The organism is Clavibacter nebraskensis NCPPB 2581 (assembly GCF_000355695.1).
Lineage (GTDB): Bacteria > Actinomycetota > Actinomycetes > Actinomycetales > Microbacteriaceae > Clavibacter > Clavibacter nebraskensis.
The window spans coordinates 414,945-440,414 of sequence record NC_020891.1 but is presented as its reverse complement, the minus strand read 5'-3'; the positions used below and the strand labels follow the sequence as shown (position 1 = coordinate 440,414).

Here is a 25,470-nt window from a genome sequence, read left to right as displayed (position 1 = left end):
CACGGCTCATGGACTCCGTCGCTACTGGGCGGCGAAGTAGTACGGGTCGGCGAGGATGCCGGGCCGGACGGCCCAGGTCCCCGCTGCCGCATCCGCGCTCGGGATGGCGATGACGACGTTGCCCGTCCCCGAAGCCCCGGGGAACAGCTCGTTGATCGAGTTGAACTGCGGCTCGGGGGCGACGGCGAAGGAGTCGGACGTGGTGTGCGTCGTGCCTGCCGCGGAGACGTACTCGACGCCGACCTCGAACATCGGGCTGCCGGACTCGGCACCCACGTACTTCACCGTGACGGGCACCATGGCGTACTGCGTGCCCGCGGGAGCGGGGTCGTTGAACATGTTCTCGGCCGTGACCGCCGCGTTGGCATCGAGGACGGGGGCACCGAGCGTGACCTCCCACTCCGGGGATCCGCCCGAGAGGCCCGTCACGACCGTGCCGATGGGAGCGGGGTTCTCTCGGGTGCCGATGGCCGGGCCGGCCTCCTCCTCGGTCTCGTCCAGCGGTGCGGCAGAGGTCCCCGAGCCGCCCTCGCTCCGGGGGAGGCTCTCCGAGACCGCGGCCGCGAAGCCGAGCGTGTAGACGACGGCGAGGATGATGCTGAGGACGAGCGCCAGGACGCCCACGATGAGCCCTCCCAGAGCGAGCGGCTTCCCGGCCTTGTGCCGTGCCAGCGCCACGATGGCGAGGACGATGGCGACGATCGCGGGGATGAAGACCACGTAGTTGAGGAACGGGATGAAGGCGCCCAGGAAGGCGATGATCGCGACGACGAGGGACGCGATGGCGAGGCCCTTCCCGCCGGAGGGGCCGGCCGGAGCGGCCGGGGCGTAGGGAGTCGCGTACCCGCCCTCAGGGGCGGGAGGGGGCGCGGGGTAGGAGTGCTGTTCGGGAGTCGGGTTCGGGTCTCGTGCGTCGGTCATGGCCACTTCTTACTAGAGCGACGGGGGCGGAGTGCGCCGAAAGGGCCTCCTGCACCGCGAACTGGGGCCACCGGGCACGCGCCCCACGGCTGGTGGACGGTCTGCCGGCACCGCAGCGTCGCGAAGACGCCTGAGGGGCATCGCCCCCGTCGGCGTGTTCGATGGCCCTTCCGGCTGCCCGTCACGATCCGCGGGTCCGTTAACCTCGGGGCGTGCCCCTGCCCGCGTGGACCCCCGACGGTCCCGACCTCGTGATCCACGCCGAGAACCTCGAGGCCGTGCGCGCGCTCCCCGACGGCGCGTTCCAGCTCATCTACCTGGATCCGCCGTTCAACACCGGCCGCACGCAGGAGCGGCAGAACCTCACGGTGACGCGCACGCCGGACCCCGAGCCCGAGGACGAGGCCGAGGCCACCGAGACCGAGGCCGCCAGGATCGACGCGACACCGCCCGCCCTCGCCCCCGCGAGCACCGCCACCCCCGAGCCGGTCCGTCCGCCCGGCGCGCGCCTCGGGTTCCACGGCCGCAGCTACGACTCCGTGAAGGGCATGCTCTACGGGTTCGACGACTCGTTCGCCGACTACTGGGACTTCCTCGAGCCCCGCCTCATCGAGGCCTGGCGGCTCCTGGATCCCACGGGCACCCTCTACCTGCACCTCGACTACCGCGAGGTGCACTACGCGAAGGTCGTGCTCGACGCGCTCTTCGGCCGCCGCTCGTTCCTCAACGAGATCGTGTGGGCCTACGACTACGGCGCGAAGTCGCGCCGCCGCTGGCCGGCGAAGCACGACACGATCCTCGTCTACGTGAAGGACCCGATCCGCTACCGCTTCGACTCCGAGGGCGTGGACCGCGAGCCCTACATGGCGCCCGGTCTCGTCACCCCGGAGAAGCGGGAGCGGGGCAAGCTCCCGACGGACGTCTGGTGGCATACGATCGTCTCCCCCACCGGCCGCGAGAAGACGGGCTACGCCACCCAGAAGCCGCTGGGCGTGCTGCGCCGCATCGTGCAGGCGTCGAGCCGGCCCGGCGACTGGGTGCTCGACTTCTTCGCCGGCTCCGGCACCACGGGCGCCGCGGCCCGCGAGCTCGGCCGCCGCTTCGTGCTCGTGGACGAGAACCCGCAGGCACTCGAGGTGATGCGCGCCCGGCTCGCGGACGGCGGCACGGTCTTCGTCGAGCCGGAGACGGATCCGGTCGCCGGCTGACCCCCGCCCGCTGCCCTACCCCTGCTGCGCGAGCGCGAACGGCAGCACGCGCGTGGCGCCCGCCTTCCGCAGCAGGCGGCCGGCGACCGTGAGCGTCCAGCGCGTGTCGACCAGGTCGTCCACGAGGAGCACGGGACGCGGATCCGCCGCGAGGTCGTCCGCGAGGTGCGCCGGCACCTGGAACCGCGGGTGCACGCGCCCCAGCCGGTAGACGCTGTTGCCGCGCGCGGCACCGGGCGCCCCCGGATCCACGAGGTCGAGCGACCCGAGGAACGGCAGCCGCCCGACCTCGGCGATGCGCTGGGCCAGGCTCCCGACGAGCTGAGGCCGGCTCGCCGACGGCACGTGCACGACGGCGCGCGGGCGCTCCGCCCAGCCCCACTCGGCGAGCACCCGCACGCAGGCGGCGACGAGCGCGTCGTCGACCGGCGCGTCCTCGGCGCCGGCCGCGAAGACCGTGCGGAGGCGCCCGCCCCAGCCGAGATCGGTGAGGCGCGCGAGGGCGCGGCCCTCGTCCACCTGCTCGCCCGCCGCGATCGCTCCGCTCAGCGGCACGCCGACGCTCGATGCGCCCGTGGGCCAGCGCAGCCGCGGTTCGACGGGCAGCCCGACCTTGTCGAGCGCCTGCGAGGCGGTGGCCGACGCCTGCTGATCCAGCGACGACGGGTACCACGCGCCCGCGCACCGGTCGCAGCGCCCGCAGGGCGCCGCCGTGTCGTCGTCGAGCTGGCGCTGGAGGAACTCCATGCGGCAGCCGAGCGTGGTCTCGTAGTCGAGCATCGCCTGCTGCTCGCGCACGCGCGCCGCGGCGACCTGCTCGTAGCGTGCGCGGTCGTAGACCCACGGGACGCCCGTGGCCGACCAGCCCGAGGTGTCCCGACGGACGGCCCCGTCGACGTCGAGCACCTTGAGCAGGAGGTCGAGCCGGCTGCGCGAGAGCGACACCCGCGACTCGAGCGCGGGCACGGACAGCGGCCGGTCGCTCTCGCCGAGCGCCTGGATGACGGAGGCCGCCTGCTGCTCGTCCGGCATCGACGCGGTGGCGAAGTACTGCCAGATGTCCGGATCCTCGCGGCCGGGCAGGAGCAGCACCTCCGCGTCGGCGGATCCGCGACCCGCGCGCCCCACCTGCTGGTAGTAGGACACGGGCGAGGACGGCGCCCCGAGGTGCACCACGAACCCGAGGTCGGGCTTGTCGAAGCCCATGCCGAGCGCGCTCGTGGCGACGAGCGCCTTGACCTCGTTGCGCTGCAGCTCGCCCTCGGCCTGCTCGCGATCGGCTGGGTCGTCGCGCCCCGTGTACGCCTTCACGGCGTGACCCGCGTCGCGCAGCAGCCGCGCGGTGTCCTGCGCGGCGGACACGGTGAGGGCGTAGATGATGCCGCTGCCGGGCAGCTCGTCGAGGTGGCTGAGGAGCCAGCCGAGCCGGTCCCTGCTGTTCTCGAGGCGCAGCACGCCGAGCCGCAGCGAGCGCCGGGCGAGCGGCCCGCGGATGGTGACCACGGGCACGCGCTCCGTCTCGACGGCGCCGCCCCCGGTGGATCCGACGCTCAGCTGCTCCTCCACGTCGGCCACCACGCGCGAGTTCGCCGTGGCGGTGGTGGCGAGCACGGGCACCCGCTCGTCGACCGAGGAGATGAGGTCGCGCAGGCGCCGGTAGTCGGGCCGGAAGTCGTGGCCCCAGTCGGAGATGCAGTGCGCCTCGTCCACCACGAGGAGGCCGAGCCGGGCGCGGAGCGCGGGCAGCTGCTCGTCGCGGAACCGCGGGTTGTTGAGCCGCTCGGGCGAGACGAGGAGGAGGTCGACCTCGTCGGCGTCGAGCGCGCGCAGCAGGTCGTCCCACTCGTGGGCGTTGCTGGAGTTCATGGCGACCGCGCGCACGCCGGCGCGACGGGCCGCGGCGACCTGGTCGCGCATGAGCGCGAGGAGCGGCGACACGAGGAGCGTAGGACCGAGGCCCTGCTGGCGGAGGAGCAGGGTGGCGACGAAGTAGACGGCCGACTTGCCCCACCCGGTGCGCTGCACGACGAGGGCGCGCGAGCGATCCTGCACGAGCGCCTCGATGGCCTCGAACTGCCCCTCGTGGAAGTCGGCGCCCGCGACGCCGACGAGCCGCGAGAGGTGCTCGCGGGCGGCGGACCGGAGGTCGGAGGTCGCGGCGGAGGAGGGCGGCGTGGCGGTGTCGGGCATGCGGCCATGCTCCCATCCGCCCCCGACCGCGCCCTCCCGCGGCGGTCACCCCGGGGAGTCGACGACGGCGCGCGCCCTGGGGAGGGCTACCGCTCGGCGGCGGATCCCGGCTCGATGGCCCGCGGCGCCCGCGCGGATCCCGCGGCCCGGGCGGCCTGCACCGCCTGCGCGGCCTGGAGCTGCTTCATGCGGGCGAGCGCCGCGTAGTGCCGCTCCTCCTCCTCGAGGTCGGCGAGCTGCTGCTCGGTGCTGCGGACCCGCCGGTCGACCGCCGCCGCGGCGCGCTCGTAGGCCGCGCTCCGGTCCGGCGGGCCGACGGGCTCGCGCCGCGCATCCCAGTCGTGGCCGACGCAGAACCACACGATGCTGCCGATGAGCGGCAGGAAGACGATGAGCAGGATCCAGACGAGCTTCGGCAGGTGCTTCACCTGGTCGTCCGGGCGCGTGATGAGGTCGACGAGCGCGCACACGGCCACGAGGAGAGGCAGCAGCCCGAAGAGGATCACGGTCAGGGAGCCTAGGGGCGGCGCGGGGCCCGGCGGAAGGACCTTGCCCGATCGGCGCGGAGGGTCCACCGCCTCGCGTTTCGTTCAGTGGACACGCACCTGGCATCTGTCAGGTGTTCAGAACTCGGCCGTCCTACAGTCCAGTCGAAGGCTGCACCGGGTGGCCTCAGTGAGGAGGAGATCATGGGTCTCGACGACAAGATCAAGAACGCTGCTCAGGACATCGCGGGCAAGGCCAAGGAGGCGCTCGGCGAGCACAAGGGCGACGAGAGCCTCAAGGCCGAGGGTCAGAAGGACCAGACCGCCGCGTCCGCCAAGAAGGCCGGCGAGGACGTCAAGGACGTCTTCAAGTAGAGACGCACCAGCAGCGCCAGGAGAGGCGGCGACCCTCGGGGTCGCCGCCTCTGCTCATGCCCGGGGGCTGTCGTCACGGCAGGACGGGTGCGCCCGCCTCCACCGTGATCCGCTGCACCAGCTCCGCGTCGAGCAGCGCGACCTCGTCGCCGTCGCCCTCCGCGTGCGCCCGCACCTCGACCGAGGTGACCCCGCCGTCCGGCCGCACGTCGACCACGAGGAAGCCGGATCCGCGCACGATGCGCTCCGTGCCGGGCTCCGCCGCCACGTCCGTCTCGTTCGCCACGCCCGGCGCGACCAGCACGGGCACGCCCGCGAGCGATCCCACGATGTGGTGGTGGTAGTGGCCCGAGAGGATCACGCGCACGTCGCTGCCGCGCACGAGCTCGGCCAGCCGCTCCGGCCCCTGCAGCGCGAGCGACTCGTGCAGCGTCGTGGGCGCGGGCACCGGCGGGTGGTGCAGCACGAGGACCGTGCCGTGCTCAGCCGGCGTGGCGAGCAGCTCGCGCAGCCCGTCGAGCTGCTGCTCGCGGAGCGCGCCGTAGCCCTTGCCCGGCACGGAGGTGTCCAGGGTCGCGATGCGCCAGCCGTCCACGATCGTCACGCCGTCGACGGGCGGGACGGCCGCGGGATCCCGGCCGTCGTCGGTGCCGGGGCCGCCGTGCCCGTCGCCGAGCACGAGCCGGAAGGCCGAGCGGATGTCGTGGTTGCCGGGCGCGAGCACGAGCGCGGCGCCGCGCGACGACGTCCACGGCACGAGCCGCTCGCGCAGGAGCGCGTACGACTCGGGGGTGCCGTCCTCCGAGAGGTCGCCCGAGCCGACGAGGAGCCGCACGCCAGGCACGCGGTCGGCCTCGACGAGGACGCGCTCGAGGGCGGCGCCCGTGTCGACCACGCCCTGGTGCAGGCCGCCGTCGCGCAGGAGGTGGGTGTCGCTGAGGTGGACGAGGCGCAGGGATCCGGGAGGCAGTGCGTGCATGCGCCGACCCTACGGGGCCCGGCCGACACCGCGGCGGCCGCCCGGCGGACACCGCGGCGGCCGCCCGGCGGACATCGGGTGACGCCTCCCCTCCGGCCCGGCGGCCGCGCATCCCCCGGCGGTAGCCTCGTGCCACGACGAGAGGGAACCCCATGGCGACGCGCGACGAGATGGACTGCTGGCTCACCGACATGGACGGCGTGCTGGTGCACGAGAACCAGGCCCTGCCCGGCGCGGCGGCCCTCATCCAGCAGTGGCAGGACCAGGGCAAGCCCTTCCTCGTGCTCACCAACAACAGCATCTTCACGCCGCGCGACCTCTCGGCCCGGCTCCGGGCGTCCGGCCTGCACGTTCCCGAGGAGTCGATCTGGACGTCCGCGCTCGCGACCGCCGCGTTCCTTGAGCAGCAGATGCCCGGCGGATCCGCCTTCGTCATCGGCGAGGCCGGCCTCACGACCGCGCTGCACGAGGCGGGCTTCATCATGACCGACACGAAGCCCGACTTCGTGGTCATCGGCGAGACGCGCAACTACTCCTTCGAGGCGATCACGCGGGCGATCCGCCTCATCAACGGCGGCGCGCGCTACATCGCGACGAACCCCGACGCGACAGGCCCGAGCGCCGAGGGCGTGCTGCCCGCGACGGGCGCGGTGCTCGCGCTCATCTCGAAGGCCACGGGCAAGGAGCCGTACATCGTCGGCAAGCCGAACCCGATGATGTTCCGCTCGGCGCTCAACAAGATCGGTGCGCACTCCGAGAGCACCGGCATGATCGGCGACCGCATGGACACCGACATCATCGCGGGCATCGAGGCGGGCTTGCACACCGTGCTCGTGCTCACGGGGATCAGCGACCGGGCCGAGATCGAGCGCTACCCGTTCCGCCCCGACGAGGTGCTGTCGGGCGTGACCGAGCTGCTGGACCCGGAGCCGGTCGAGTCCGAGCTCTGATCAGCGGGCGGCGACCCGGCCAGGCGGCCGGCCGCAACTAGGGGACGACGGGCGGCTGCGGGACGCCGATGCTGCCCGTGAAGGTGCCGCCGCCGGCGCGCGAGACGAAGCAGTAGGCGTCGCGGTCGCCCGCCGTCCACTCGTCCTGCGTGATCGGGTAGGCCGACTGGTACTGCACGTCGGAGTAGGCGCGGGCCGCCGCGTAGTCGATCACGGTGTCGGCGATGCAGAGCTCGTCGGCGGAGTCGCGCACGGCCTCCTCGCCGGGGAACGCGTCGCCCGTCTGCGGCAGGGCGACGCGCGCGACCATCTGCGCGTGGTGCTCGGAGCCGCAGTCGACGACCGTGAACTCCTCCTCCCACGGCGTGGAGTACGGGTCGATGCACTCGCCGCCGAGCAGCGCGTCCCACGCCTGGGTGCCGGCCGCGGCCGGGCCCTGCACGGGATCCGTGGGGGTGGGCGACGGGGTCGGCGTGGCCTCGGGGGTCGCGGTCGCGACGGGGGCGGCGTCGGGCGCGGGGCCGGATGCGAGCCGCTGGCCCAGGTAGAAGAGGCCGACGAGGAGCAGCACCAGGAGGATCGCGCCGCCGACCCAGAGGCCGGTGCGACGCGGGCCGCGGGGTCCGCGCGGCGGCGCGGCGGCGGGTGGGGCGGGGACGCGGGGCGCGTCGAGGACGGGTGCGCGCGGCGCGGGCGCCCGGGGCGCGGGCGGGGCCGCGTACGGGGGCGGGACCGGCAGGGGGCGCGGGGTGGGATCCGGACGCGGAGAGGCGGCCGGGGCGGCGACCGTGGGGGCGTCGCGGTCGGTGCGCGGGGCGGGGCCGGCACCGGCAGCAGCAGCACCGGCGGCCGGGAGGAGGCGCGTGCGGTCGTCCCCGGCGTCGGTGTCGGCTGCGCGGTCGGCGGGATCCGCGTCGGCGGCGCCGGCGCGCGCGTCGTCGGGATCCGTCGCGACGTCGCCGAAGAGGAGGGCGATGGCGTCGACCGGCTCGGCGGCGGGGGCGATCGGGTCGGCGGCGCGCTCGGGTGCGGCGTCGGCGTCGGCGTCGGACGTCCCGACCACCGGCGACGGCAGCACGGCCGTCTCGGGCTCGGGCGCGACATCCGATTCGGACGCGGTCTCGGACGCGGGTGCGGTCTCCGGGAGATCCGCGGTCGGCGCGGCGTCGGGCAGCTCGGCGGGCGCAGCAGGCACGGCGGAGGCGGCGGCGGCGGGCGCAGCAGCCGGGGCGGATCCCGATGCCCACGCCATCGCGGCGGCGCGCGCCGCGGCGGCCGCGGGGGCGAGCGGCGCCGGGGACACGTCCTCGTCGTCGACATCGACATCGACATCGACATCGGGAGCGTCGGCATCGGGCGCGTCGGCGGGGTCGTCGACGACCCCCGCGTCCTCGTCCGCCTGCTCGTCGCGGAGGGGCGTCAGCTGCACCGAGTCGTCGGGGGCGTCGGCCTCGACCGCGGCCTCGTCGGCGGGATCCTCGACGAGCTCGGCGTCGACCACCGGCGCATCCGCGGGGACGACCGGCAGGTCCACGTCGCGCGCGTCGTCGACCGGCTCGAGCACCCGCTCGGCGGGTGCGTCGTCCACTGGTGCGGGATCCGCCTCGACCTCGCCGGACAGCACGTCGCCCGTGAGCGGCTCGCCGGGCGCGTCGGCCGCGGGCGCGGGCACGTACCCGGGATCGGGCTCGCCAGGGAACTCCACGTCGCCCGCGTCGACCGGGGCGGCGGCGATGCCGGGCTCGGGCGCCGGCGCGTCGAGGTCGACCTCGGGGTCGTGGGCGTCGGGGGCGGCATCGACCTGGTCGAGCGGGGCGACGCGCGCGTCGTCGTCCGTCGGATCGAGCGGCACGATGCCCGCGAGGATGTCGCCGTCGGCGGGCGGCGTCGGGTCGGCGGGCCCGGGATCCACGCCGGCGTCCGCGGCGCCGACGCCATCCCGCTCGGCGGGCACGGGCGCGGGATCGGGATCAGCGGCGAGGCCCCAGCCGATCGGCGCGAGCGGCCGCGTGGGACGCTCGCGGTCGGCGTCCGTCGCGGGACGGATCGCGAACGGGTCGTCGTCGCGACCCGATCCGGATCCACCGCCGGGCACCCCGCTCACTAGGCGAGCCCCAGGTCCTCGAGGCCGATCGCGTACAGGTAGCGGTGGCCGGCGGCCTCGATCACCTCGCGGGCGTCGGTCGAGCGGTCGACGACGACGGCGACCGCGGCGATCTCCGCGCCGACCTTCTCCAGCGCCTCGATGGCCTTCAGCGGGGATCCGCCGGTGGTGGAGGTGTCCTCGACGACGATGACGCGCTTGCCCTGGAGGTCCGGGCCCTCGACCTGGCGGCCGCGGCCGTGGTCCTTCGGCTCCTTGCGCACGACGAACGCGTCGTAGCCGCGGCCGACCGCGGCGCCCTGGTGCAGGATCGCGGCGGCGATGGGATCCGCGCCCATCGTCAACCCGCCGACCGCGGCGACGTCGGGCACGTCCGCGATGAGGTCGAGCATGACCTGGCCGATGAGCGGCGCGACGCGGTGGTCGAGGCTCACGCGGCGGAGGTCGACGTAGTAGCTGGCCTTCTTGCCGCTCGTCAGCGTGAAGTCGCCGTGGAAGACGGCGTCCCGCTTGATGTGGTCGATGAGCTGCTGGCGCGCGTCGGAGGTCGTCACGCAGCCGATCCTACGGGCGGGGAACCGCGCCGCCCGGCGCGACGGGCGGGCGGGACGCCGACCGGATCAGGCGTCGGGCGAGGTCGGCAGGCCGAACACCGTGCCGACCGCAGCCACGTCGTCGCCGCCGTGGCCGGCCGCGGACGCCTCCGCGTACGTCTCGCGGAGCGCCTCGAGCATCGCGGTGTCGAAGTCGTGCGCGTCGGCTCCGTCCAGCGCGGCGAGCATCAGCGTCACGTCCTTGAGCAGGCCGTCGAGCGCGAACGAGGGCGCGAGCTCGCCGGACAGCATCGCGCCGCCCTTGAGGTGCGCGTACGGGGTGTCGGCCGCGCCGCCCGCGATCGCGTCGAGGAAGAGGCGCGGCTCGACGCCGAGCAGCCGCGCGAGGCCGAGCGACTGGCCGGTGGCGGCGGTGATGGACGCGATCCACGCGTTGCACGCGAGCTTGAGGGCGGATCCCGGTCCCGCGTCGGACCCGGCGACCACGCTGCGCGAGCCGGTCGCCTCGAGGACGGGGCGGGCGACGGCGAGGTCGGCCTCGGATCCGGAGACCAGGTGCACGAGGAGGCCCTGCTCGGCGGGGCCGCGCGTGCCGAGGACGGGGGCGTCGACGAAGCGGAGGCCGTGCTCGGCGGCGAGCGCGGCGATCCGGCGGGTGCCATCCACGCCGACGGTGGAGGACTGGAGCACGACGGCGTCCGAGCGGAGCGCGGGCGCGACCTCGGCGAGGACCTCGAGCACGGCGTCCTGGTCGAACAGCATGATCACCACGACGTCGGCCTCGCGCACGGCGTCGGCGGCGCTGCCGGCGACGGTCGCGCCGTCGTCGGCGAGGGGCGCGGCCTTCTCGGCGCTGCGGTTCCAGACGGTGAGGGGCAGGCCCGTGCGGAGGATCGAGCGGCTCATGCCGGATCCCATGACGCCGGTGCCGAGGAGCGCCACGCGGGGCGGCACGTCGGTCGCGGGGGAGGTGGCGGGCGCGGCAGCGGTGTCGTCGGTCATCCCCCGAAGCTACGCCCGCGATCTGCGAGGCCGGCGGACGCGACGACGGGCCGCCCGTCGCGAGGACGGGCGGCCCGTCGGGCCGAGCGGGAGCGGGTCAGACGGCGGGCGCCTCGGCGGCGTCGTCGGATCCCTCGCCCGGCATGACGATGTCGGCGACCGTGACGTCGACGCGCGTCACCGGACGGCCGACGAGCTCGGTCACCGCGTCGGAGATGGCGGCGCGCACGTCGGCGGCCACGTCCTGGAGCGGCACGCCGTACTCGGCGACGAGGGTCACCTCGAAGGCGACGCCGGCCTCTTGGGCGTCGACGGCGATGCCCTGCGTGAGGTCGGTCTGGCCGATGCGGTCGCGGAGCTGGCCGATGACGCGGGCCGCGCCGCCGCCCAGCGCGTGCACGCCCGGGATGTCGCGGACCGCGAGGCCGGCGACCTTGGCGATGACGCCGTCGGTGACGGTGGTGTCGCCCTGGGCGAGGACTCCCCCCGTAAACCCGGTGCTCGCGGGCGCGACGCGGGTGACGTCCGCGGGGGTGGGGGTGCTGGTGTCGCTCATGCGGTTCCTCCTCGTGATGCCCGGTCGCCCGGGCGCTGCTGTGGTAGTCATGGGTGAGACGCACGGACGGCGTGGTCCGTCACGGATCGCTCCCGGATCCGCCTCGTCTCCCAGCTCACGCGGAGGTACGGCATGGCCCTCTCCTCCTCCGTGCAGGACGCGGGCGACGGCATCCTCGCCGAGCGCGCGGCCGACGGCGACGCCCGGGCCTTCGAGGTCCTGGTCCGCCGGCACGCTCCCTACATGCGCGCGTTCGCGATCCGCCTCACCGGATCCCGCGCCGACGCCGACGACGCCGTGCAGGAGGCGCTCATCACCGCCTGGGACCGCATGCCCACGCTCGAGAAGCCCGACCGCGTGAAGAGCTGGCTGCTGCAGATCGTCAGCCGCAAGTCGATCGACCGGATCCGCGCCCGCCGCCCCGTCGACGACATCGACGACCACGAGATCCCCGACCGCCTCACGTCCCCCGAGCGCGACGCCGAGACGTCGTCGCAGATGCGCGCGCTGGCTGGCGTGCTGGACGGCCTGCCCCGCGAGCAGCGCGAGGTGTGGATGCTGCGCGAGGTGGGAGGCTTCTCCTACGAGGAGATCGCGGAGAGGCTGGGCGCGACGCCCTCGACCGTGCGCGGCCGGCTGTCCCGGGCGCGCACCACGGTGATGACGAGCATGGAGGCATGGCGATGAGCGGCACGGGACCGGGCGGGCGACCCGCGCTCCACGCCGACGGCGCGCCCCTCGACATGGCCGCCCTCGCCGACTACCTCGACCGCGGGCGCACCCCGCGCATCGCCGCCTACGAGGACGACCCCGAGACCCGCAACGCGCTGCGCGCCCTCGAGCACATGCGCGACCTCGGCCGCGAGCTCGTGGAGGTCGAGGCGGAGGAGGCCGACGCCCCGGGCGACGACTTCTTCCGCGGCGTGCTCGCCCACATCAGCCGGGAGTCGCGCGCCGGCCGCGACATCCCGCTCTCCCACCCGGATCCGGCCGTGCGCCTCGCGCTCACCGAGGGCGCCGTGCGCACCCTGGTGCGGCAGGCCGGCGACGAGGTGCCAGGCGTCCTCGTCGGCCGGTGCACGCTCGACGGCGACGTCACGCGCGCCGGCGAGCCCGTGCGGGTGGCGCTCACCCTGAGCGTCGTGTGGGGGGATTCGCTGCCCGAGCTCGCGCAGCGCGTGCGCGAGCGGGTCCACGCGGCCCTGCTCCGGCACACCGAGCTGCGCGTCGAGGCGATCGACGTGACCGTGGTGGACGTGCAGGCGCGTCCCGTGCAGGAGGAGGCCGGAGATGACCTTCGACGATGACGCGTCGGCCGCCGTGCCCGCGCCGCTCCCCGTGCCACCCCCCTCCCCGGCCGACCTGTCGCGCGATCTGACCGCGGTGCTCCGCGGCGTCGCGGGCGTGGCCGACGTCTACGCGCCGCGCTCGCCGATCCTGCTCGCGGCCCAGCAGGTGGTCGAGGGCGTCGTCGCCGGGTCGTCCACCGCGACCGAGCGGCTCGTGACCGTCGAGACCGGCGAGGGCACCGTGCTCGTCGAGGCGTCCATCGCGGTGGACGCGTCGAGCCGCGCGAGCGACACCGCGCGCGCCGCGGTCGATGCCGTCCGCGCGCGCCTCGCCGAGTCGATCGGCGCCGAGGACGCCGCGCGCGCGGCCGTGACGGTGCGCATCGGCAGCATCGGCTGATCAGTCCCGTCCCGTCCCCGCGCCCGGACACGTCCCGGCCGCCCGGTACCGTGGACGCATGCGCGTCGCCACCTGGAACGTCAACTCCATCCGCACCCGCGTGGGTCGCGTCGTCGACTGGCTCGTGCGCGAGGACGTCGACGTGCTGGCCATGCAGGAGATCAAGTGCAAGCCCGAGCAGTTCCCGCTGCAGGCGTTCGAGGAGGCGGGCTACGAGGTCGCCGTCCACGGGCTCAGCCAGTGGAACGGCGTCGCGATCGCGAGCCGCCTGCCGCTCGAGGACGTCGTGACGACGTTCGAGGGGATGCCCCGCTTCGGCAAGCCCGACGCCTCCGGGCAGCCGCCGCTCGAGGCCCGCGCGATGGGCGCGACCGTCGCGGGCGTCCGCCTCTGGAGCCTGTACGTGCCCAACGGCCGTGGCCTCGACGACCCGCACTACTCCTACAAGCTCGAGTGGCTGGGCGCGCTCGCGGCCGACACGCGCGCCTGGCTCGCCGCGGATCCCGCCAGACCGCTGGCGCTCATGGGCGACTGGAACGTGGCGCCGCTCGACACCGACGTCTGGGATCCCGCGCTCTTCGAGGGCAAGACCCACACCTCCGAGCCGGAGCGCGCCGCATTCGCCGCCTTCCTCGAGGCCGGGCTCGCCGACGTCGTGCGGCCGTCGATCCCCGAGGGCTACACGTACTGGGACTACCAGCAGCTGCGGTTCCCGCGGGACGAGGGCATGCGCATCGACTTCATCCTCGGCAACGACCGGTTCGCCGAGCTCGTGGACGCGCCCCGGATCCACCGCGACGAGCGCAAGGGCGACGGCCCGAGCGACCACGTGCCGGTGGCCGTGGACCTCGAGGTGGAGACCGAGCTCGACGACGACCGGCCGATGATCTTCTGACCCGCCCGCGCCCGGCCGCTCGGTGGCCGCTCCCGCCGCCGATTCCGGCCCGGCGGGACGCGCCCCGTAGTCTCGTGCCGTGACCCCCGACGACGATGCGACCCCCGAGCGCGGCCGCCGCGCCGACCGCGGACGCCGCTCCGCCGGCCCGCCCGCCCTCAGCCGACGCCTGCCCCAGCTGCCGAAGGCCACGCTGCCGACCATCCCGCGCCGGTCGCCCCGGGACCCCGACGTGACCGAGGTCATCCGCCGCCCGTCGGAGCGGAGCGTGGCGCGCGATGCCTCCGCCGCTCGCCGGGACGACGCCCGCGGGCGCCGGGACGAGGACCTGCCCGGCCCGGACTGGGTGCCCCGCTGGGTCCGCCGGATCGACCGCCGGATCCTCGTCACCACGCTGGTCTCGATGCTCGTCGCCGCGGTCGTGGGCGGCAGCATCGCCTCCCTGGGTCTCGGCCTCATCTTCGTCACCGACGCGTGCGACGTGGACGCCTACGTCTGCCGCGACTCGCTCTTCACGATCGGCTACGTGACCGCCGTCGCGGGCCCGCTGATGCTCACGGGGATCGCCGTCGTCGTCGCGCTCGTCGGCATGATCCGCGGTCGCACCCGGCCCTGGCTGGTGCTGCTGATCGGCGTGGGCGCGTCGCTCGCGGCGTACATCCTCGGCGCCGTGATCGTGCTCGTCGCCGTGCCCGGGTCCTCCCCCATCACCTGATCCCGATCGCCCGTACCCCATCCCGCCGCCGCGGGGGCGGGGCCCCGACGGTCCGCTAGCGTGGGAGTCCCGGCGCGCCTGACGCGGATCCGGGAGATCGGCCGCTCGTGCGGCATGCGAGGGGGGCGGTAGTGGACAGCGGACGTGTGGCTCTGGTCATCGAGGACGACGGCGACATCCGCCAGCTGCTCGAGGTGGTCCTGCGCCAGGGCGGCTTCGAGGTGCACTCCGCCAGCACCGCGACCGACGGCGTGCGGCTGGCCGAGGAGGTCTCCCCCGACGTCATCACGCTCGACGTGGGCCTGCCCGACTTCGACGGGTTCGAGGCCGCGCGGCGCATCCGCCTCGTGAGCGACGCCTACATCGTCATGCTCACCGCCCAGGGCGAGGAGGTCGACACCCTGCTCGGGCTCGAGGCCGGCGCCGACGACTACATCGTGAAGCCGTTCCGACCGCGCGAGCTGCGCGCCCGCATCTCCGCGATGATGCGGCGACCGCGCGGCGGCGGCGGGGACGCTACGGCGACGCCCGCGGCCGGCGTCCCGGCGGCCCCGAGCCCCGCGAGCCCCGCCGTCGAGGCGGACGAGCCGGCGCAGCCCGAGGCCCCCGCCACCGCGCCTGTCATCTCGCCCGCGATGCCGACCGAGCCCGCGCCCGCGGACGACGACGTCCTGCGCCACAACGGCCTCGAGCTCGACGAGGGCACGCGCCACGTCACGGTCGACGGCGAGCCGGTCGACCTCACGCGCACCGAGTTCGACCTGCTCGCCTCCATCCTCGCGAGCGGCGGGCGCGTGCGCACCAAGGGTGACCTCGTGCGCGACATCCGCAGCGGCTCCTACGCCGTCGCCTCCTCCACCGAGCCGGAGGAGCGCGCGGTCGAGGTGCACCTCGGCAACCTCCGCCGGAAGCTGCACGACGACCCCCGCGAGGCGCGGTGGATCCAGACGGTGCGCGGCGTCGGCTACCGGCTCGCGCCGCGGCGCGGCTGAGCCGCCGGCACCGACGCCGAGGGCCTCAGGGGCTGCCGCGGGACCGGTCGGGTCCCGCGGCAGCTGCGCCGTGGATCGGGGTCCCCTCGGGTGGGATCCCGGTCCGTTCCTCCGACCGGCCTGTCGCGGGAGCCGGTCGGGCGTGCGCGTCGGCCGTCGGGGCGGCCTCGCGCACGGGTCTAGTCGGGCGGGTGCCCCCGCTCCGCGCGGATCCACGCGCGCATCGCGTCCATGCTCCGCTCGCCCACCTCGCCGAGCTCCGGCAGCATCGCCTGGGCGCGGGTGTGATCGGCGGAGCGGATGGCCCGCTCGAGCTGCCCCGCGACGTCGCTGAGCAGGAGCGCGCCGACCATCGCCGCCGAGCTCTTCACGCTCAGGGACGCGTCGAGCGCGGCCGGCCGGTCGCCGGCGCGCACGGCGACGTCGAGGCGCTCCCAGCGGCTCGGCCACAGGTCGACGAAGAAGCGCAGGAAGTCGACGCAGGCGTGCTGCCCGTCGGTGAGCGCGCCGGGACAGGTCGGCCCGACGGGAGCGGGATCCGGGGTGGAGGTGGGGGCGCCGACCGGACGGGGGGTTCCGGCCGGCGCCTGCCCGCGACCCGGTGCGGGGGCACCACGGGTCGCGAGGCGGTCGTCCGGGAGGGGGGATCCGGACGACGGGGTCCCGCGGCGCGGCTCGGGGTGGCCGCGTGGCGGGGTCACGCCGCCCGGCGCGGGAACACCGGGAGGCGGAGCGGGGGCGTCCGTCGCGGGGACGACGGACAGGCGGACGGCGCCGGGCACGTCCGACAGCTCGGCCAGCAGCTGCTCCAGGACGCGGACGTCGAGGAGCGGGGGGAGCTGCGGGACACGGGCGGCATGGGCGTTCACGCCCGGCCGCCGACGAGACGATCGGAAGGACCGGGGAGGCTGCCGTCGGGCACCGGCCGCGCATCCGTGGATCCGGCACGGCACCCGGTGCGCGCGGCTCGGGTGCAGCTCGCGGGGTGGTCGTGGGGGATCATCCGGTCCTTCGATCGCTCGTGTCGGACGGGTGGCCCCGTCGTCCTCCGAGCGTGACACCGCCGGATGCCGGATCGGATCAAGGTGGGGACAAGATCAGCTCAAGTCGGCCGCGATGTGGCATACCCGACGCGCAGGGGCAGCCGCACGCGCATCGTGGTGCCCACGCCGAGGGCGCTCTCCACCTCGATGGACCCGTCGTGCGCCTCCACGATCGAGCGGGTGATGCTGAGGCCGAGCCCCACGCCCGCGACCGTGCTCGCGCGGGCCGAGTTCGTGCGGAAGAAGCGCGTGAACAGCTGCGCCGTGTCCTCCGCCGACATGCCCACGCCGTCGTCGGTGACGCAGAGGCGGAGGTGGTCGCCGTCGACGTCCACCTCGGTGGTGACCGTGCCGCCCTCCGGCGTGTACTTCACCGCGTTGCTGAGCAGGTTGTCGAGCACCTGGCCGATGCGGACGGCGTCCACCTCGGCGACCAGCTCCTCGTACTCCGGCTCGACCAGGGTGACGCCGCTCGCCTGCGCGTGCGGGCGGATCACGTCGAGCGCGTTCTCGACGATCTCGCCCACGTCGACGAGGTTGCGATTGACGGCGAGCCGGTGCTGCGCCGCGGTGAGGAGGTCGCCGATGAGGCCGAGGAGGCGCTGCGCGTTGCGCTCGACGATCGCGAGGCGGGCGGCCGTGATCCGGTCGTCGATGTCGTCCTCCACGAGGTCGTCGGCGATGAGCTCGACGTACCCGAGGATCGAGGTCAGCGGCGTCTTCAGCTCGTGCGAGACGCTCGCCACGAAGTCCTCGCGCTCGGTGACCGCGAGCGCGAGCGCCGTGACGTCGGTGCTGACGACGACCGTGCCGAACATCCGCCCGGCTCCGTCCACGAGCGGGGAGACCGACGCGAGCACCGCCTTCTGCGCGCCGCCCTCGCCCAGCCAGTACACCTCGCGTCCGACGACCTCGCCGGCGCGCGCCCGGGCCACGGGCTGCCGCTCGGGCGGCACGAGGGTGATGCGGTCCTCCTCGTAGACGAGCCGGCCGATGACGGGGTCGTCCGGGTCGGCGGGGTCGGCGAGCGCCATGAGGTCCCGCGCGGCCCGGTTGCGCAGCATGATGCGGCCTGCTGCGTCGAGCACGATGACGGTGTCGTCGATCGCGTCGAGCACGCCGTCGATGATCGAGTTGCGCTCCTGCAGGTCGACGAGCGTGCCCGTCAGCTCGAGCTGCATCTCCTCCAGGCGCGCGTGCTGCCGGATCAGCTGCTGCGCGAGCAGGTTCACGGCGACGGCCACGAGGAGCATCACGAGCGGGAGCACGACGAGGTGCGACCAGCCGGTCGTGCCCTCCGGCAGGGTGCCCGTCCGGAGGTAGGGCAGCGCCAGCACGGACGCCGTGCCGAGGGCGCCGAGCCACAGGACGTGCAGGGCGAAGGCGTAGGCCAGCCAGATGACGGGGAACACGATGAGGAACGCGGTCGACGGCACCTGGTCGGCGATCGCGCCGTGGCAGAGGGCGAGCGCCACGAAGTCGAGCATCGGCAGCACGGCCACCCAGTCGGAGTCGATGCGCTCCCAGGGGACGACGGCCGCGACGATGGTGACGATCGCGGCGATGACGGCGCCCGCGACGAACCCGGGGGCCGCCACGGAGGAGAGGTCGCCGGTGCCCGCGACGACGCCGACCACGGCGAGGCTCAGGATGAAGGGCAGCTGCGCGTGCAGCGGCTTGGACAGCGTCATGCTGCGGAACCTCGCCTGCGCCCGGGATGCGTGACCACGCCGCTCGTCGGAGGGAGCAAGCTCGCCCACGTGACCCCCCGGATGCGGTCAACCCGTCCCGCTCATCGATCCTAGCCACGAGTGGAGCGTCCGCCCCGGCTCGACGTACCCCGTGCTATACGACGTACGATTCCCGGATGGCCGACCTCCCGCACGAGCAGCGCGTGGAGATCGCGTTCCTCGTCGCCTCGCCGGTGCACCGGCTCGAGGGACGCCCGGCCGACGGACCCCGGGACGAGCCGGGCGAGCCGCCGTCTCGGGTCTCGGTGCGGGTGCGCGCCGGTCTCGGGATCGTCGGCGACCGCTACTTCGGGCAGCGCGCGCACCGCACCGCCGCCGTGACGGTGATGGCCGTCGAGTCGGTGGAGCGCGCGGCGCAGGAGCTCGGGGTGGAGGCGGGCCTGGATCCCGTCGACACGCGTCGCAACGTGCTGCTGCGCGGCGTCGACGCCGACCGGCTGCGCGGCATGCGCTTCAGCCTCGACTCGGGCGACGGACCCGTGGAGTTCCAGGGCCACCGCCCGGCGAACCCGTGCGCGTGGATGGACGTGATGCTCGCGCCCGGCGCCTTCCGCGCGCTCCGCGGCCGCGGCGGGGTGCGCTGCGAGCCGCTCGGCGACGGGATCCTCACGGTCGGCCCGGCCGTGCTCCGCACCGAGCGCCCGCTCGTCGACGGGGACGGCGACGGCGACGGGGCGCGCCTGTTCTGACGCGCCCCGCCGCGGATCCGCCGCCGCCTGGTCAGTGGACGGGCGTGCCGCCCGTGACCGCGATGGTCTCGCCGCTCGTGAAGCTCGACTCCTGGCTCGCGAGGAACACGTACGTCGCCGCGATCTCCGCCGGCTGGCCGGGGCGGCCGTAGACCGACTGGGATCCGAACTCCTCCACGTCCGACGCCGACTGGCCGACGGGCTGCAGCACGGTCCAGAACGGGCCGGGCGCGACCGAGTTGACGCGGATCCCCTTCGGCGCGAGCTGCTGCGCGAGCCCCTGCGTGAAGTTGCGGATCGCGCCCTTCGAGACCGCGTAGTCGATCTTGTCGGGGCTCGGCTGGTACGCCTGCGAGGAGCTGGTCGTGATGATGCTGCCGCCCTTGGGGAGGTGCGGGATCACGGCCTTGCTCAGCCAGAACAGCGAGTACACGTTGGTCTTCATCGTGCGGTCGAGCTGCTCGGAGTCGAGGTCGAGGATGTCGTCCTCGTTGCGCTGGTAGCCGGCGACCATCACGAGGCAGTCGAGGCCGCCGAGCGCCGCGACGGACGCCTGCACGATGTCCTGGCACGCGGTCTCGTCGGAGATGTCGCCGGGCACGAGCGCGGCGGTGCGGCCGTCGGCCTCGATCGTGGACGCGGTGTCGCGCGCGTCCTCGAGCTCCTCGTCGAGGAAGTTGAGCGCGATGTCGGCGCCCTCGCGCGCGAACGCGATGGCGACGGCCTTGCCGATGCCGGAGTCGGCGCCCGTGATGAGGACCTTGCGGCCCGTCAGGCGGCCGAAGCCGACGTAGCTGTCCTGGCCGTGGTCGGGCGTCGGCTCGAACCTCAGCTCATCACCCGGGCCCGTCTGCTCCTGCTGCGGGAACGGCGGGGACGGGTACTGCGCGATCGGGTCCTGGATCTCGTACTGGTTGCCGCCGTTGCGGATCTCGCTCATGCGCTGCGCCTTCCTCCGTGGGTCGTGGGGTCCCGTCCAGCCTGGCCCGGCGGGCGCGCGGCGTCCGGGGCGGCTCTTACGATCGACGCATGACGACGCCCGGCGCCGACCTCCCGCCCGTCGAGTTCGCGTTCCCGGGGCCGCTGCGCGACCGGCTCGTCGCCGCCATCGTCTCGGGTGAGAAGACCTCGACGAGCTCGCTGCTCGTCCAGTACGACGCCGACGACGAGGAGCTGCCGGTCGTCGGATCCCGCGGCGCCGTCATCGACTCCGCCGGGCAGCCGGTGCTCGTGGTCGAGACGACGTCCGTCGAGGTCGCGCGCCTCGCCGACGTGCCGCTCGCGCACGCGGTGGACGAGGGCGAGGGATTCACGACGGTCGCCGAGTGGCGCGCGGGGCACGAGGAGTTCTGGGGATCCGCCGAGGTGCTCGCGGAGCTGCCCGACGGGTTCCGGCTCGACGACGACACCGAGATCGTGATGGAGCGCTTCCGGGTGGTGGGCGCGGCGGATCGCCCCGCCTAGGGTCGGATCATGCGCCCCCTCCTCTCCGCCGCCCTCGCGACCGCCGCCCTCGTCGTCCTCTCCGGCTGCGCGTCGGCGGATCCGCGTCCCGGGTCCGCGGCGACGGGAGCGCCCGACTCCGCCGCGGCGACCGGCGTGCTCGCCGCCGACCCGACCGCGGCCGTCACGCTGCCGCCCGTCGGCACGGGCTTCGACTACCAGCTCGGCGGGGCCTCCCCCGTGCCGGCGGACGCGGGGATCGTCGTCCGCGACAGCACGGACGAGCCCGCCGCGGGCGCGTACGGCATCTGCTACGTCAACGGCTTCCAGACCCAGCCGGGCGAGACCTGGCCCGACGACCTGCTGGTGCAGGGCGACGACGGCCCGCTGGTGGATCCGAACTGGGACGACGAGTACATCCTCGACACCTCGACCGCGCAGAAGCGCACGGCCATCGCGGCCCGGCAGGCGACCGCGGTCGACCGCTGCACCGACGCCGGCTTCCCGGCCGTCGAGTTCGACAACCTCGACTCCTGGTACCGCTCCGCGGGCGCCCTGGACACGGACGACGCGCTGGCCCTCGCGACCCTGCTCGTGGATCACGCGCACGACCGGGGCCTCGCCGTCGCGCAGAAGAACACCACCGACATCGGATCCCGCGGTCGCGACGAGGCCGGCTTCGACTTCGCGATCGCCGAGGAGTGCGACCGCTGGTCCGAGTGCGCCGACTACACGGCCGTCTACGGCCCGCACGTGCTCGACGTCGAGTACACCGACGACCTGCTCGACACGGCCGAGGGGGCCTGCGCGCGGATCCGGGCGCTGGATCCCGCACCCCGCGCCATCGTGCGCGACCGCGACCTCGTGCCGGCGAGCGACGACGCGTACGCCTACGCCGCCTGCTGAGCGGGATCGCCCGCCCCGTGACACGATGCGGGGATGGACGACGACGACCGGCGCGCGGAGCTCGCGGAGCTGCGCCGCCGTGTCTTCGGGCCGGATCGGGATCCGCGCGACGCCGCCGCCTCCGCGCGGCTGCGGGAGCTCGAGGAGCGGGAGGGTGCGAGCCCCGTCGGCGGGACGGCCATGCACGAGGACGACGGCCCGGCCGACGCGTCGGCGCCGGTCCCGGACACCGGGAACCCGGCCGCCGCTGATCCGCGCGACGACCGATCCGCAGTGCGGCGCCCACGGACGCGCACCCGCAACCGCCCCCGTCTCGCCGCCGCCTGGGCCGCCTCCCTCGTGATCGTCGCGGTCGCCGCGGCCGGGGGCACCGCCTGGTGGCTCGGCGACGCGCGCGGCACGGTCGCGGTGCTCGAGCTGGAGCCGCCGCCGGTGCCCGACAACGCGACCTACCTGTCGGTCGACACCGGATCCATCGCGCCGGGATCGCTGTTCGCCGCGTTCCACGGGATCTCGGTGGCGCGGATCCCGGTGGCAGACCCGACCACGGGCGTCGAGGCGACGTGCCTGGTCGCCGGCCCGGCAGAGCAGGACGGTGAGGTCAGCGGCGTGCCCGGCTGCGCGACCGGCGCCGTCCCCGCGCGCACCGCGCTCGTCGTCACGGCCGACCAGCCGCAGGAGCTCCGCGACGCGTTCCCCCTGGGCACCACGCTGGTGTTCGAGCGGGTAGGCGGCGAGTCGGTCCGGGTCCGGACGGTCGGCGGCTGACGTCCCCTCCTCACCCGTGTCGGGACGCCGGCGTCCCGTGCGCGACGGCCGAGGTGCGGCAGCCCAGGCGGATCCGCTAGGTTGTCTTCCATTCGGGGAGCGCACCTATCGGGGTGCCTCGTCTGGTTCGATTTCCGGAGCTCTCCACCATTCGCCGCCCCCGCGGCACGCGCGCGCCGCACGCGACTTCGTCCGCCTAGGCGTCGGGCCGCGCGTACGAGACCGGCAGCAGGTCGCGGATCGCGACCATCTCGGGTCCGTCGACGCCGGGCACCGCCACGCGCATGCCGGGCTGGAGGTCCAGCATCACCTGGCGGCACCGGCCGCAGGGCGGGGCGATGCCGCGGCCGCCGTCGCCCACCGCCGCCATCGCCACGAGCGGTCCCGCGTGCGCGGCGGCCGCGGCGCCCAGCGCGACGAGCTCCGCGGACGGGCCGCCCGTGAAGTGCAGGACGTTCACGCCGATGTGGATCCGGCCGGCGGCGTCGAGGGCCGCGGCCGCCATGGTGTGGTCCGGATCCGCGCCCAGCGTCCCGGCGAGCGCCTCGGCCGCGTCGATCAGCCGGACCTCGGATTCGTGGAGGGGCATGCGCCCATCCTGCCGGACCGGTGCTCCGTCACGCCTCACTCGCGCCTCCCCCTAGGCTCGACGACCGTGCCCTCCCCCTCGTCCTCCTCCTCGCGTCGCGCCCTCGTCCTCGGTGGCACCGGTGCCATCGGCGGGGCGACGGCAGAGCGGCTGGCCCGGGACGGGTGGTCGGTGGATGTGACAGGCCGCGATCCGCTCGCCATGCCCGCCGCGCTCGCCGACCTGGGCGTGCGCTTCCACGCGGTCGACCGGTCCGATGCCCGCGCGATCGAGCGGCTGGCCGACGACGGAGTCGACCTGCTCGTCGACCTCGTGGCGTTCACGGCGGCCGATGTCGAGGCCCTCCTCCCGGCGATGCGGGTGAGCGGATCCGTTGTCGTCGCCTCCTCCCGCGCCGTGTACGTCGACGACGCGGGCCGGCACGTCAACGGCGACGAACCACCGCACTTCCCCGTGCCCATCCCCGAGGAGAACCCCACCCTCGCGCCCGCGGCCGACGACACCGACCCCTTCACGCGCGAGGGCTACGCGCCCTCGAAGGCCGCCGTCGAGCGCGCGGCCGTCGACAGCGGGCTGCCGGTGACGGTGATCCGCCCCTCCAAGGTGCACGGCCGCTGGGCCAGGAACGCCCGCACCCGAGCGATCGTCGAGCGGATGCTCGCGGGTGCGGAGACGATCGAGCTCGCCGACCGCGGCGCGTCCGTCGACCACCTCACCGCGGCGGCGAACGCGGCGGCGCTCATCGCGCACGCGGCCGACGTTCCGGGCACGCGGATCCTCAACGCCGCCGACCCGGATCCGCTGACAGCCGCCGACGTCGTCGCCGTGATCGCCGACGAGCTCGGCTGGCGCGGACGCATCGTGCCGCTCGACACGCGCGCGTCCCTCGCGCTCGGCTACGCGCCCGTCGGCCCGGGCGCCGAGCTGCTGCGCGCCGAGGTCGCGTGGATCCGCGACGGGGAGCGCCCGCGCGGCTGACGCCCGGCCCGGCGCGTGGGGACGGATGCACAGCGTCCCCAGCCGCCGTGGACAGCCCGGCCGCGGCCGCGCCCGCCCCTGCGACCATCCGCGGCATGCCCTCCGTGACCGTGCGCCCCATGACCCCGCCCGAGTTCGCCCGCATGATGGCCGCCGCCGACGAGGACTACGCGGCCCGTCAGGTCGAGGCGGGCGCCTAGCCCGCGGACGGCGCGCTCGAGCGGGCGGCGGCGGAGACCGCGAAGTGGCTCCCCGACGGGATCCGGACGCGGCGCACCCTGCTCCTGCGCGGGCTCGACGAGCACGGCGTCGGGGTCGGCAGCGCCTGGGTCGCGCTCGACGATCCGAACGGGCAGGCCTCCCCGGGTCGCAGGCCTGGCCGCTCCCCGCCGCATCCGCCCCGATCCCGGTCGCGCGCGCCCATACCTGGCAGGGTCGAGAGGTGCAGGTCCGCCGATCCGCGCAGATCCCCCGAGGAGCACCATGCCGCTGATCCGATTCCTGTTCGTCGCCGTCCCCGTCATCCGCCGCTTCCTGCGCAGCCGCCAGGGGAAGGCCGCCATGGCCAAGGGCAAGGCGCAGATGGCGAAGCGCTCGCAGAAGCGCGCCGCTCAGCGCGCCGCGACGACCCGCCGCCGCTAGGTCCCGCCGTCAGGTGCCGGGCGCGAGCAGCGCCGCGATCACCAGCAGCACCGGGATCGACGCGACCGTCGTGATCAGCACGGTGTCGCGCGCGAGCACCACGCCGCGCTCGTAGCGCGACGCGAAGTTGAAGATGTTCTGCGCGGTCGGCAGGCCCGCGATCACGGTCGCCGCGAACGTCTGCGGCGCGTCGAGGTGGAACGCGAACCGGGCCACGAGGAACGCGGCGAGCGGCATAACCACCGTCTTGATCACCGAGGCCACGATGATCTCGCCGCGACCGGATCCGGGCGCGAGCGGCTTCCGCCCCACCAGCGACATGCCGAACGCCATCAGCACGATGGGGATCGCCGCGCCGCCGATGAGCCGGAAGGGCTCGTAGATCGCGTCGGGGACCGGGAGCCCGGTGATCGCGATGAGGATGCCGAGCATCGACGCGATGATCATCGGGTTGCGCAGCGGCTGGGTGAGGATCCCGACCACCGACGCGGACCCGCGGCTCGAGATGTCGAGCACCGTGAGCGTCGTCGGCGCGAGCACCAGCAGCTGGAGCAGCAGCACGGGCGCCACGAGCTGGGCGTCGCCGAGCACGTAGATCGCGACCGGCAGGCCGATGTTGTTGGCGTTGACGTAGCTCGCCGACGCCGCGCCGATGGTGGTCTCCGCGACCGGCCGACGGAAGAGGATCCGCGCCACCACCAGGTAGAGGATCGCCGCCACGGCCACCGCGCTCGCCGACGTGAGCAGGAACGCCGAGAACACCACGTGCAGGTCGGCCTTCGCGAGCACGGTGAACAGCAGCGCGGGCGTCGCGACGAAGAACGCGACCCGGTTGAGGGAGTGCTGGGCGCCCGGCCCCGCGATCCCGGACCGGCCGACGCCGTAGCCCACGGCGATGATGAAGCCGATGATGGCGAAGCCGGTCAGCACCCCGATCATCCGACTCCCCTCGTGCGCGTCCTCTCACCCTACGGGCGACCCGGCCGGCCCCGACGCGCACCCGGCGCCGCGGCCGTCGCCCCTCCCGTTCAGCGTCGGGACACCGC

At 74.8% G+C, this 25,470-nt stretch carries 28 protein-coding genes; 15 read left to right on the top strand and 13 right to left on the bottom strand.

Annotated features, from left to right (window positions below):
• Window positions 1–21: 21 nt before the first annotated feature.
• Complete coding sequence (locus tag CMN_RS02155) at window positions 22–921, bottom strand: DUF4190 domain-containing protein (RefSeq protein WP_015489222.1); 900 nt, start codon at window positions 919–921, stop codon at window positions 22–24.
• A 212-nt stretch (window positions 922–1,133) separates the two neighbouring features.
• Between CMN_RS02155 and CMN_RS02150 the strand changes: the two genes are divergently transcribed.
• On the top strand, window positions 1,134–2,129 hold the full coding sequence (locus tag CMN_RS02150) for a DNA-methyltransferase (protein ID WP_015489221.1): 996 nt from the start codon (window positions 1,134–1,136) through the stop codon (window positions 2,127–2,129).
• Between the two features lie 15 nt (window positions 2,130–2,144).
• Here CMN_RS02150 and CMN_RS02145 read toward each other — a convergent pair whose 3' ends face one another.
• Both CMN_RS02145 and CMN_RS02140 read right to left on the bottom strand, forming a co-directional pair.
• Window positions 2,145–4,319, bottom strand: a complete 2,175-nt coding sequence (locus CMN_RS02145; protein WP_015489220.1) for a RecQ family ATP-dependent DNA helicase — start codon at window positions 4,317–4,319, stop codon at window positions 2,145–2,147.
• 86 nt (window positions 4,320–4,405) lie between these two features.
• On the bottom strand, window positions 4,406–4,825 hold the full coding sequence (locus CMN_RS02140; protein ID WP_041465213.1) for a PLD nuclease N-terminal domain-containing protein: 420 nt from the start codon (window positions 4,823–4,825) through the stop codon (window positions 4,406–4,408).
• 183 nt (window positions 4,826–5,008) lie between these two features.
• Here CMN_RS02140 and CMN_RS02135 point away from each other — a divergent pair, with 183 nt between their 5' ends.
• Window positions 5,009–5,179, top strand: a complete 171-nt coding sequence (locus tag CMN_RS02135; RefSeq protein WP_015489218.1) for a CsbD family protein — start codon at window positions 5,009–5,011, stop codon at window positions 5,177–5,179.
• A gap of 73 nt (window positions 5,180–5,252) precedes the next feature.
• Here CMN_RS02135 and CMN_RS02130 read toward each other — a convergent pair whose 3' ends face one another.
• A complete protein-coding gene (locus tag CMN_RS02130; protein WP_015489217.1) occupies window positions 5,253–6,158 on the bottom strand; it encodes a metallophosphoesterase in 906 nt (301 codons plus the stop codon).
• A gap of 152 nt (window positions 6,159–6,310) precedes the next feature.
• Between CMN_RS02130 and CMN_RS02125 the strand changes: the two genes are divergently transcribed.
• Window positions 6,311–7,108, top strand: a complete 798-nt coding sequence (locus tag CMN_RS02125; RefSeq protein ID WP_011931704.1) for an HAD-IIA family hydrolase — start codon at window positions 6,311–6,313, stop codon at window positions 7,106–7,108.
• A gap of 37 nt (window positions 7,109–7,145) precedes the next feature.
• Here the strand turns inward: CMN_RS02125 and CMN_RS02120 are convergent, their stop codons facing one another.
• The 4 genes from CMN_RS02120 to CMN_RS02105 all read right to left on the bottom strand — a co-directional run bounded on the left by CMN_RS02120 (window position 7,146) and on the right by CMN_RS02105 (window position 11,324).
• Entirely contained in the window at window positions 7,146–9,212 is a 2,067-nt protein-coding gene (locus CMN_RS02120) for a septum formation family protein (protein ID WP_015489216.1), read from the bottom strand.
• Window positions 9,212–9,766 carry an orotate phosphoribosyltransferase gene (gene pyrE, locus CMN_RS02115; protein ID WP_015489215.1) on the bottom strand — a complete coding sequence of 185 codons (555 nt, stop codon included), beginning with the start codon at window positions 9,764–9,766 and terminating at the stop codon, window positions 9,212–9,214. Before pyrE ends, CMN_RS02120 begins: the two co-directional genes overlap by 1 nt.
• Window positions 9,767–9,832: 66 nt before the next feature.
• On the bottom strand, window positions 9,833–10,768 hold the full coding sequence (locus CMN_RS02110; protein WP_015489214.1) for an NAD(P)-dependent oxidoreductase: 936 nt from the start codon (window positions 10,766–10,768) through the stop codon (window positions 9,833–9,835).
• Window positions 10,769–10,865: 97 nt separating this feature from the next.
• Window positions 10,866–11,324 carry an Asp23/Gls24 family envelope stress response protein gene (locus CMN_RS02105; RefSeq protein WP_041465212.1) on the bottom strand — a complete coding sequence of 153 codons (459 nt, stop codon included), beginning with the start codon at window positions 11,322–11,324 and terminating at the stop codon, window positions 10,866–10,868.
• A 132-nt stretch (window positions 11,325–11,456) separates the two neighbouring features.
• Here CMN_RS02105 and CMN_RS02100 point away from each other — a divergent pair, with 132 nt between their 5' ends.
• The 6 genes from CMN_RS02100 to CMN_RS02075 all read left to right on the top strand — a co-directional run bounded on the left by CMN_RS02100 (window position 11,457) and on the right by CMN_RS02075 (window position 15,615).
• Window positions 11,457–12,011 (top strand): RNA polymerase sigma factor, encoded by a 555-nt coding sequence (locus CMN_RS02100; RefSeq protein ID WP_015489212.1) that lies wholly within the window; start codon window positions 11,457–11,459, stop codon window positions 12,009–12,011.
• The gene (locus tag CMN_RS02095; protein ID WP_155119025.1) at window positions 12,002–12,631 is read left to right on the top strand and encodes an Asp23/Gls24 family envelope stress response protein; all 630 of its coding nucleotides are present in this window, start codon (window positions 12,002–12,004) and stop codon (window positions 12,629–12,631) included. The genes CMN_RS02100 and CMN_RS02095 overlap by 10 nt, the downstream gene beginning before the upstream one ends.
• Window positions 12,615–13,013, top strand: a complete 399-nt coding sequence (locus CMN_RS02090; protein ID WP_015489210.1) for a hypothetical protein — start codon at window positions 12,615–12,617, stop codon at window positions 13,011–13,013. The genes CMN_RS02095 and CMN_RS02090 overlap by 17 nt, the downstream gene beginning before the upstream one ends.
• 58 nt (window positions 13,014–13,071) lie before the next feature.
• Complete coding sequence (locus CMN_RS02085) at window positions 13,072–13,908, top strand: exodeoxyribonuclease III (protein WP_015489209.1); 837 nt, start codon at window positions 13,072–13,074, stop codon at window positions 13,906–13,908.
• Window positions 13,909–13,987: 79 nt separating this feature from the next.
• On the top strand, window positions 13,988–14,623 hold the full coding sequence (locus CMN_RS02080; protein ID WP_015489208.1) for a hypothetical protein: 636 nt from the start codon (window positions 13,988–13,990) through the stop codon (window positions 14,621–14,623).
• A 131-nt stretch (window positions 14,624–14,754) separates the two neighbouring features.
• The gene (locus CMN_RS02075; protein WP_015489207.1) at window positions 14,755–15,615 is read left to right on the top strand and encodes a response regulator transcription factor; all 861 of its coding nucleotides are present in this window, start codon (window positions 14,755–14,757) and stop codon (window positions 15,613–15,615) included.
• Window positions 15,616–15,794: 179 nt separating this feature from the next.
• Here the strand turns inward: CMN_RS02075 and CMN_RS02070 are convergent, their stop codons facing one another.
• A complete protein-coding gene (locus tag CMN_RS02070; protein WP_227077721.1) occupies window positions 15,795–16,484 on the bottom strand; it encodes an Hpt domain-containing protein in 690 nt (229 codons plus the stop codon).
• Between the two features lie 233 nt (window positions 16,485–16,717).
• Window positions 16,718–18,349 (bottom strand): sensor histidine kinase, encoded by a 1,632-nt coding sequence (locus CMN_RS02065; RefSeq protein ID WP_231853769.1) that lies wholly within the window; start codon window positions 18,347–18,349, stop codon window positions 16,718–16,720.
• Between the two features lie 176 nt (window positions 18,350–18,525).
• Here CMN_RS02065 and CMN_RS02060 point away from each other — a divergent pair, with 176 nt between their 5' ends.
• Complete coding sequence (locus CMN_RS02060) at window positions 18,526–19,098, top strand: MOSC domain-containing protein (protein WP_015489204.1); 573 nt, start codon at window positions 18,526–18,528, stop codon at window positions 19,096–19,098.
• Between the two features lie 31 nt (window positions 19,099–19,129).
• On the opposite strand, the gene CMN_RS02055 is transcribed toward CMN_RS02060, so the two are convergent.
• Window positions 19,130–20,038, bottom strand: coding sequence for an SDR family oxidoreductase (locus CMN_RS02055; protein WP_015489203.1), 909 nt, complete (start codon window positions 20,036–20,038; stop codon window positions 19,130–19,132).
• Between the two features lie 89 nt (window positions 20,039–20,127).
• Here CMN_RS02055 and CMN_RS02050 point away from each other — a divergent pair, with 89 nt between their 5' ends.
• Genes CMN_RS02050 through CMN_RS02040 form a run of 3 tightly spaced genes read left to right on the top strand, consistent with a single transcriptional unit; the run spans window position 20,128 to window position 22,215 of the window.
• Window positions 20,128–20,562 (top strand): ASCH domain-containing protein, encoded by a 435-nt coding sequence (locus CMN_RS02050; protein ID WP_015489202.1) that lies wholly within the window; start codon window positions 20,128–20,130, stop codon window positions 20,560–20,562.
• A 9-nt stretch (window positions 20,563–20,571) separates the two neighbouring features.
• The gene (locus CMN_RS02045) at window positions 20,572–21,447 is read left to right on the top strand and encodes an endo alpha-1,4 polygalactosaminidase (RefSeq protein ID WP_015489201.1); all 876 of its coding nucleotides are present in this window, start codon (window positions 20,572–20,574) and stop codon (window positions 21,445–21,447) included.
• A gap of 33 nt (window positions 21,448–21,480) precedes the next feature.
• Entirely contained in the window at window positions 21,481–22,215 is a 735-nt protein-coding gene (locus CMN_RS02040) for a hypothetical protein (protein ID WP_015489200.1), read from the top strand.
• A gap of 196 nt (window positions 22,216–22,411) precedes the next feature.
• Here CMN_RS02040 and CMN_RS02035 read toward each other — a convergent pair whose 3' ends face one another.
• Window positions 22,412–22,804 (bottom strand): cytidine/deoxycytidylate deaminase family protein, encoded by a 393-nt coding sequence (locus CMN_RS02035; RefSeq protein WP_041465210.1) that lies wholly within the window; start codon window positions 22,802–22,804, stop codon window positions 22,412–22,414.
• Between the two features lie 66 nt (window positions 22,805–22,870).
• On the opposite strand from CMN_RS02035, the gene CMN_RS02030 reads away from it, so the two are divergent.
• Together CMN_RS02030 and CMN_RS15070 are read left to right on the top strand one after the other, a co-directional pair.
• On the top strand, window positions 22,871–23,782 hold the full coding sequence (locus tag CMN_RS02030) for an NAD-dependent epimerase/dehydratase family protein (RefSeq protein ID WP_015489198.1): 912 nt from the start codon (window positions 22,871–22,873) through the stop codon (window positions 23,780–23,782).
• 483 nt (window positions 23,783–24,265) lie between these two features.
• Window positions 24,266–24,424, top strand: a complete 159-nt coding sequence (locus CMN_RS15070) for a hypothetical protein (RefSeq protein ID WP_015489197.1) — start codon at window positions 24,266–24,268, stop codon at window positions 24,422–24,424.
• Between the two features lie 9 nt (window positions 24,425–24,433).
• On the opposite strand, the gene CMN_RS02020 is transcribed toward CMN_RS15070, so the two are convergent.
• A complete protein-coding gene (locus CMN_RS02020) occupies window positions 24,434–25,363 on the bottom strand; it encodes an AEC family transporter (RefSeq protein WP_015489196.1) in 930 nt (309 codons plus the stop codon).
• Window positions 25,364–25,470: the final 107 nt, after the last annotated feature.

Bases quoted from the DNA above. Each gene is read 5' to 3' on its own strand.
- CMN_RS02105 (WP_041465212.1), bottom strand. From the start codon at position 11,324: ATGAGCGACACCAGCACCCCCACCCCCGCGGACGTCACCCGCGTCGCG.
- CMN_RS02035 (WP_041465210.1), bottom strand. From the start codon at position 22,804: ATGCCCCTCCACGAATCCGAGGTCCGGCTGATCGACGCGGCCGAGGCG.
- CMN_RS02145 (WP_015489220.1), bottom strand. From the start codon at position 4,319: ATGCCCGACACCGCCACGCCGCCCTCCTCCGCCGCGACCTCCGACCTC.
- CMN_RS02065 (WP_231853769.1), bottom strand. From the start codon at position 18,349: ATGACGCTGTCCAAGCCGCTGCACGCGCAGCTGCCCTTCATCCTGAGC.
- CMN_RS02135 (WP_015489218.1), top strand. From the start codon at position 5,009: ATGGGTCTCGACGACAAGATCAAGAACGCTGCTCAGGACATCGCGGGC.
- CMN_RS02095 (WP_155119025.1), top strand. From the start codon at position 12,002: ATGGCGATGAGCGGCACGGGACCGGGCGGGCGACCCGCGCTCCACGCC.
- CMN_RS02020 (WP_015489196.1), bottom strand. From the start codon at position 25,363: ATGATCGGGGTGCTGACCGGCTTCGCCATCATCGGCTTCATCATCGCC.
- CMN_RS02090 (WP_015489210.1), top strand. From the start codon at position 12,615: ATGACCTTCGACGATGACGCGTCGGCCGCCGTGCCCGCGCCGCTCCCC.
- CMN_RS02130 (WP_015489217.1), bottom strand. From the start codon at position 6,158: ATGCACGCACTGCCTCCCGGATCCCTGCGCCTCGTCCACCTCAGCGAC.
- CMN_RS02125 (WP_011931704.1), top strand. From the start codon at position 6,311: ATGGCGACGCGCGACGAGATGGACTGCTGGCTCACCGACATGGACGGC.
- CMN_RS02085 (WP_015489209.1), top strand. From the start codon at position 13,072: ATGCGCGTCGCCACCTGGAACGTCAACTCCATCCGCACCCGCGTGGGT.
- CMN_RS02100 (WP_015489212.1), top strand. From the start codon at position 11,457: ATGGCCCTCTCCTCCTCCGTGCAGGACGCGGGCGACGGCATCCTCGCC.
- CMN_RS02155 (WP_015489222.1), bottom strand. From the start codon at position 921: ATGACCGACGCACGAGACCCGAACCCGACTCCCGAACAGCACTCCTAC.
- CMN_RS02110 (WP_015489214.1), bottom strand. From the start codon at position 10,768: ATGACCGACGACACCGCTGCCGCGCCCGCCACCTCCCCCGCGACCGAC.
- CMN_RS02060 (WP_015489204.1), top strand. From the start codon at position 18,526: ATGGCCGACCTCCCGCACGAGCAGCGCGTGGAGATCGCGTTCCTCGTC.
- CMN_RS15070 (WP_015489197.1), top strand. From the start codon at position 24,266: ATGCCGCTGATCCGATTCCTGTTCGTCGCCGTCCCCGTCATCCGCCGC.
- CMN_RS02040 (WP_015489200.1), top strand. From the start codon at position 21,481: ATGGACGACGACGACCGGCGCGCGGAGCTCGCGGAGCTGCGCCGCCGT.
- CMN_RS02050 (WP_015489202.1), top strand. From the start codon at position 20,128: ATGACGACGCCCGGCGCCGACCTCCCGCCCGTCGAGTTCGCGTTCCCG.
- CMN_RS02045 (WP_015489201.1), top strand. From the start codon at position 20,572: ATGCGCCCCCTCCTCTCCGCCGCCCTCGCGACCGCCGCCCTCGTCGTC.
- CMN_RS02055 (WP_015489203.1), bottom strand. From the start codon at position 20,038: ATGAGCGAGATCCGCAACGGCGGCAACCAGTACGAGATCCAGGACCCG.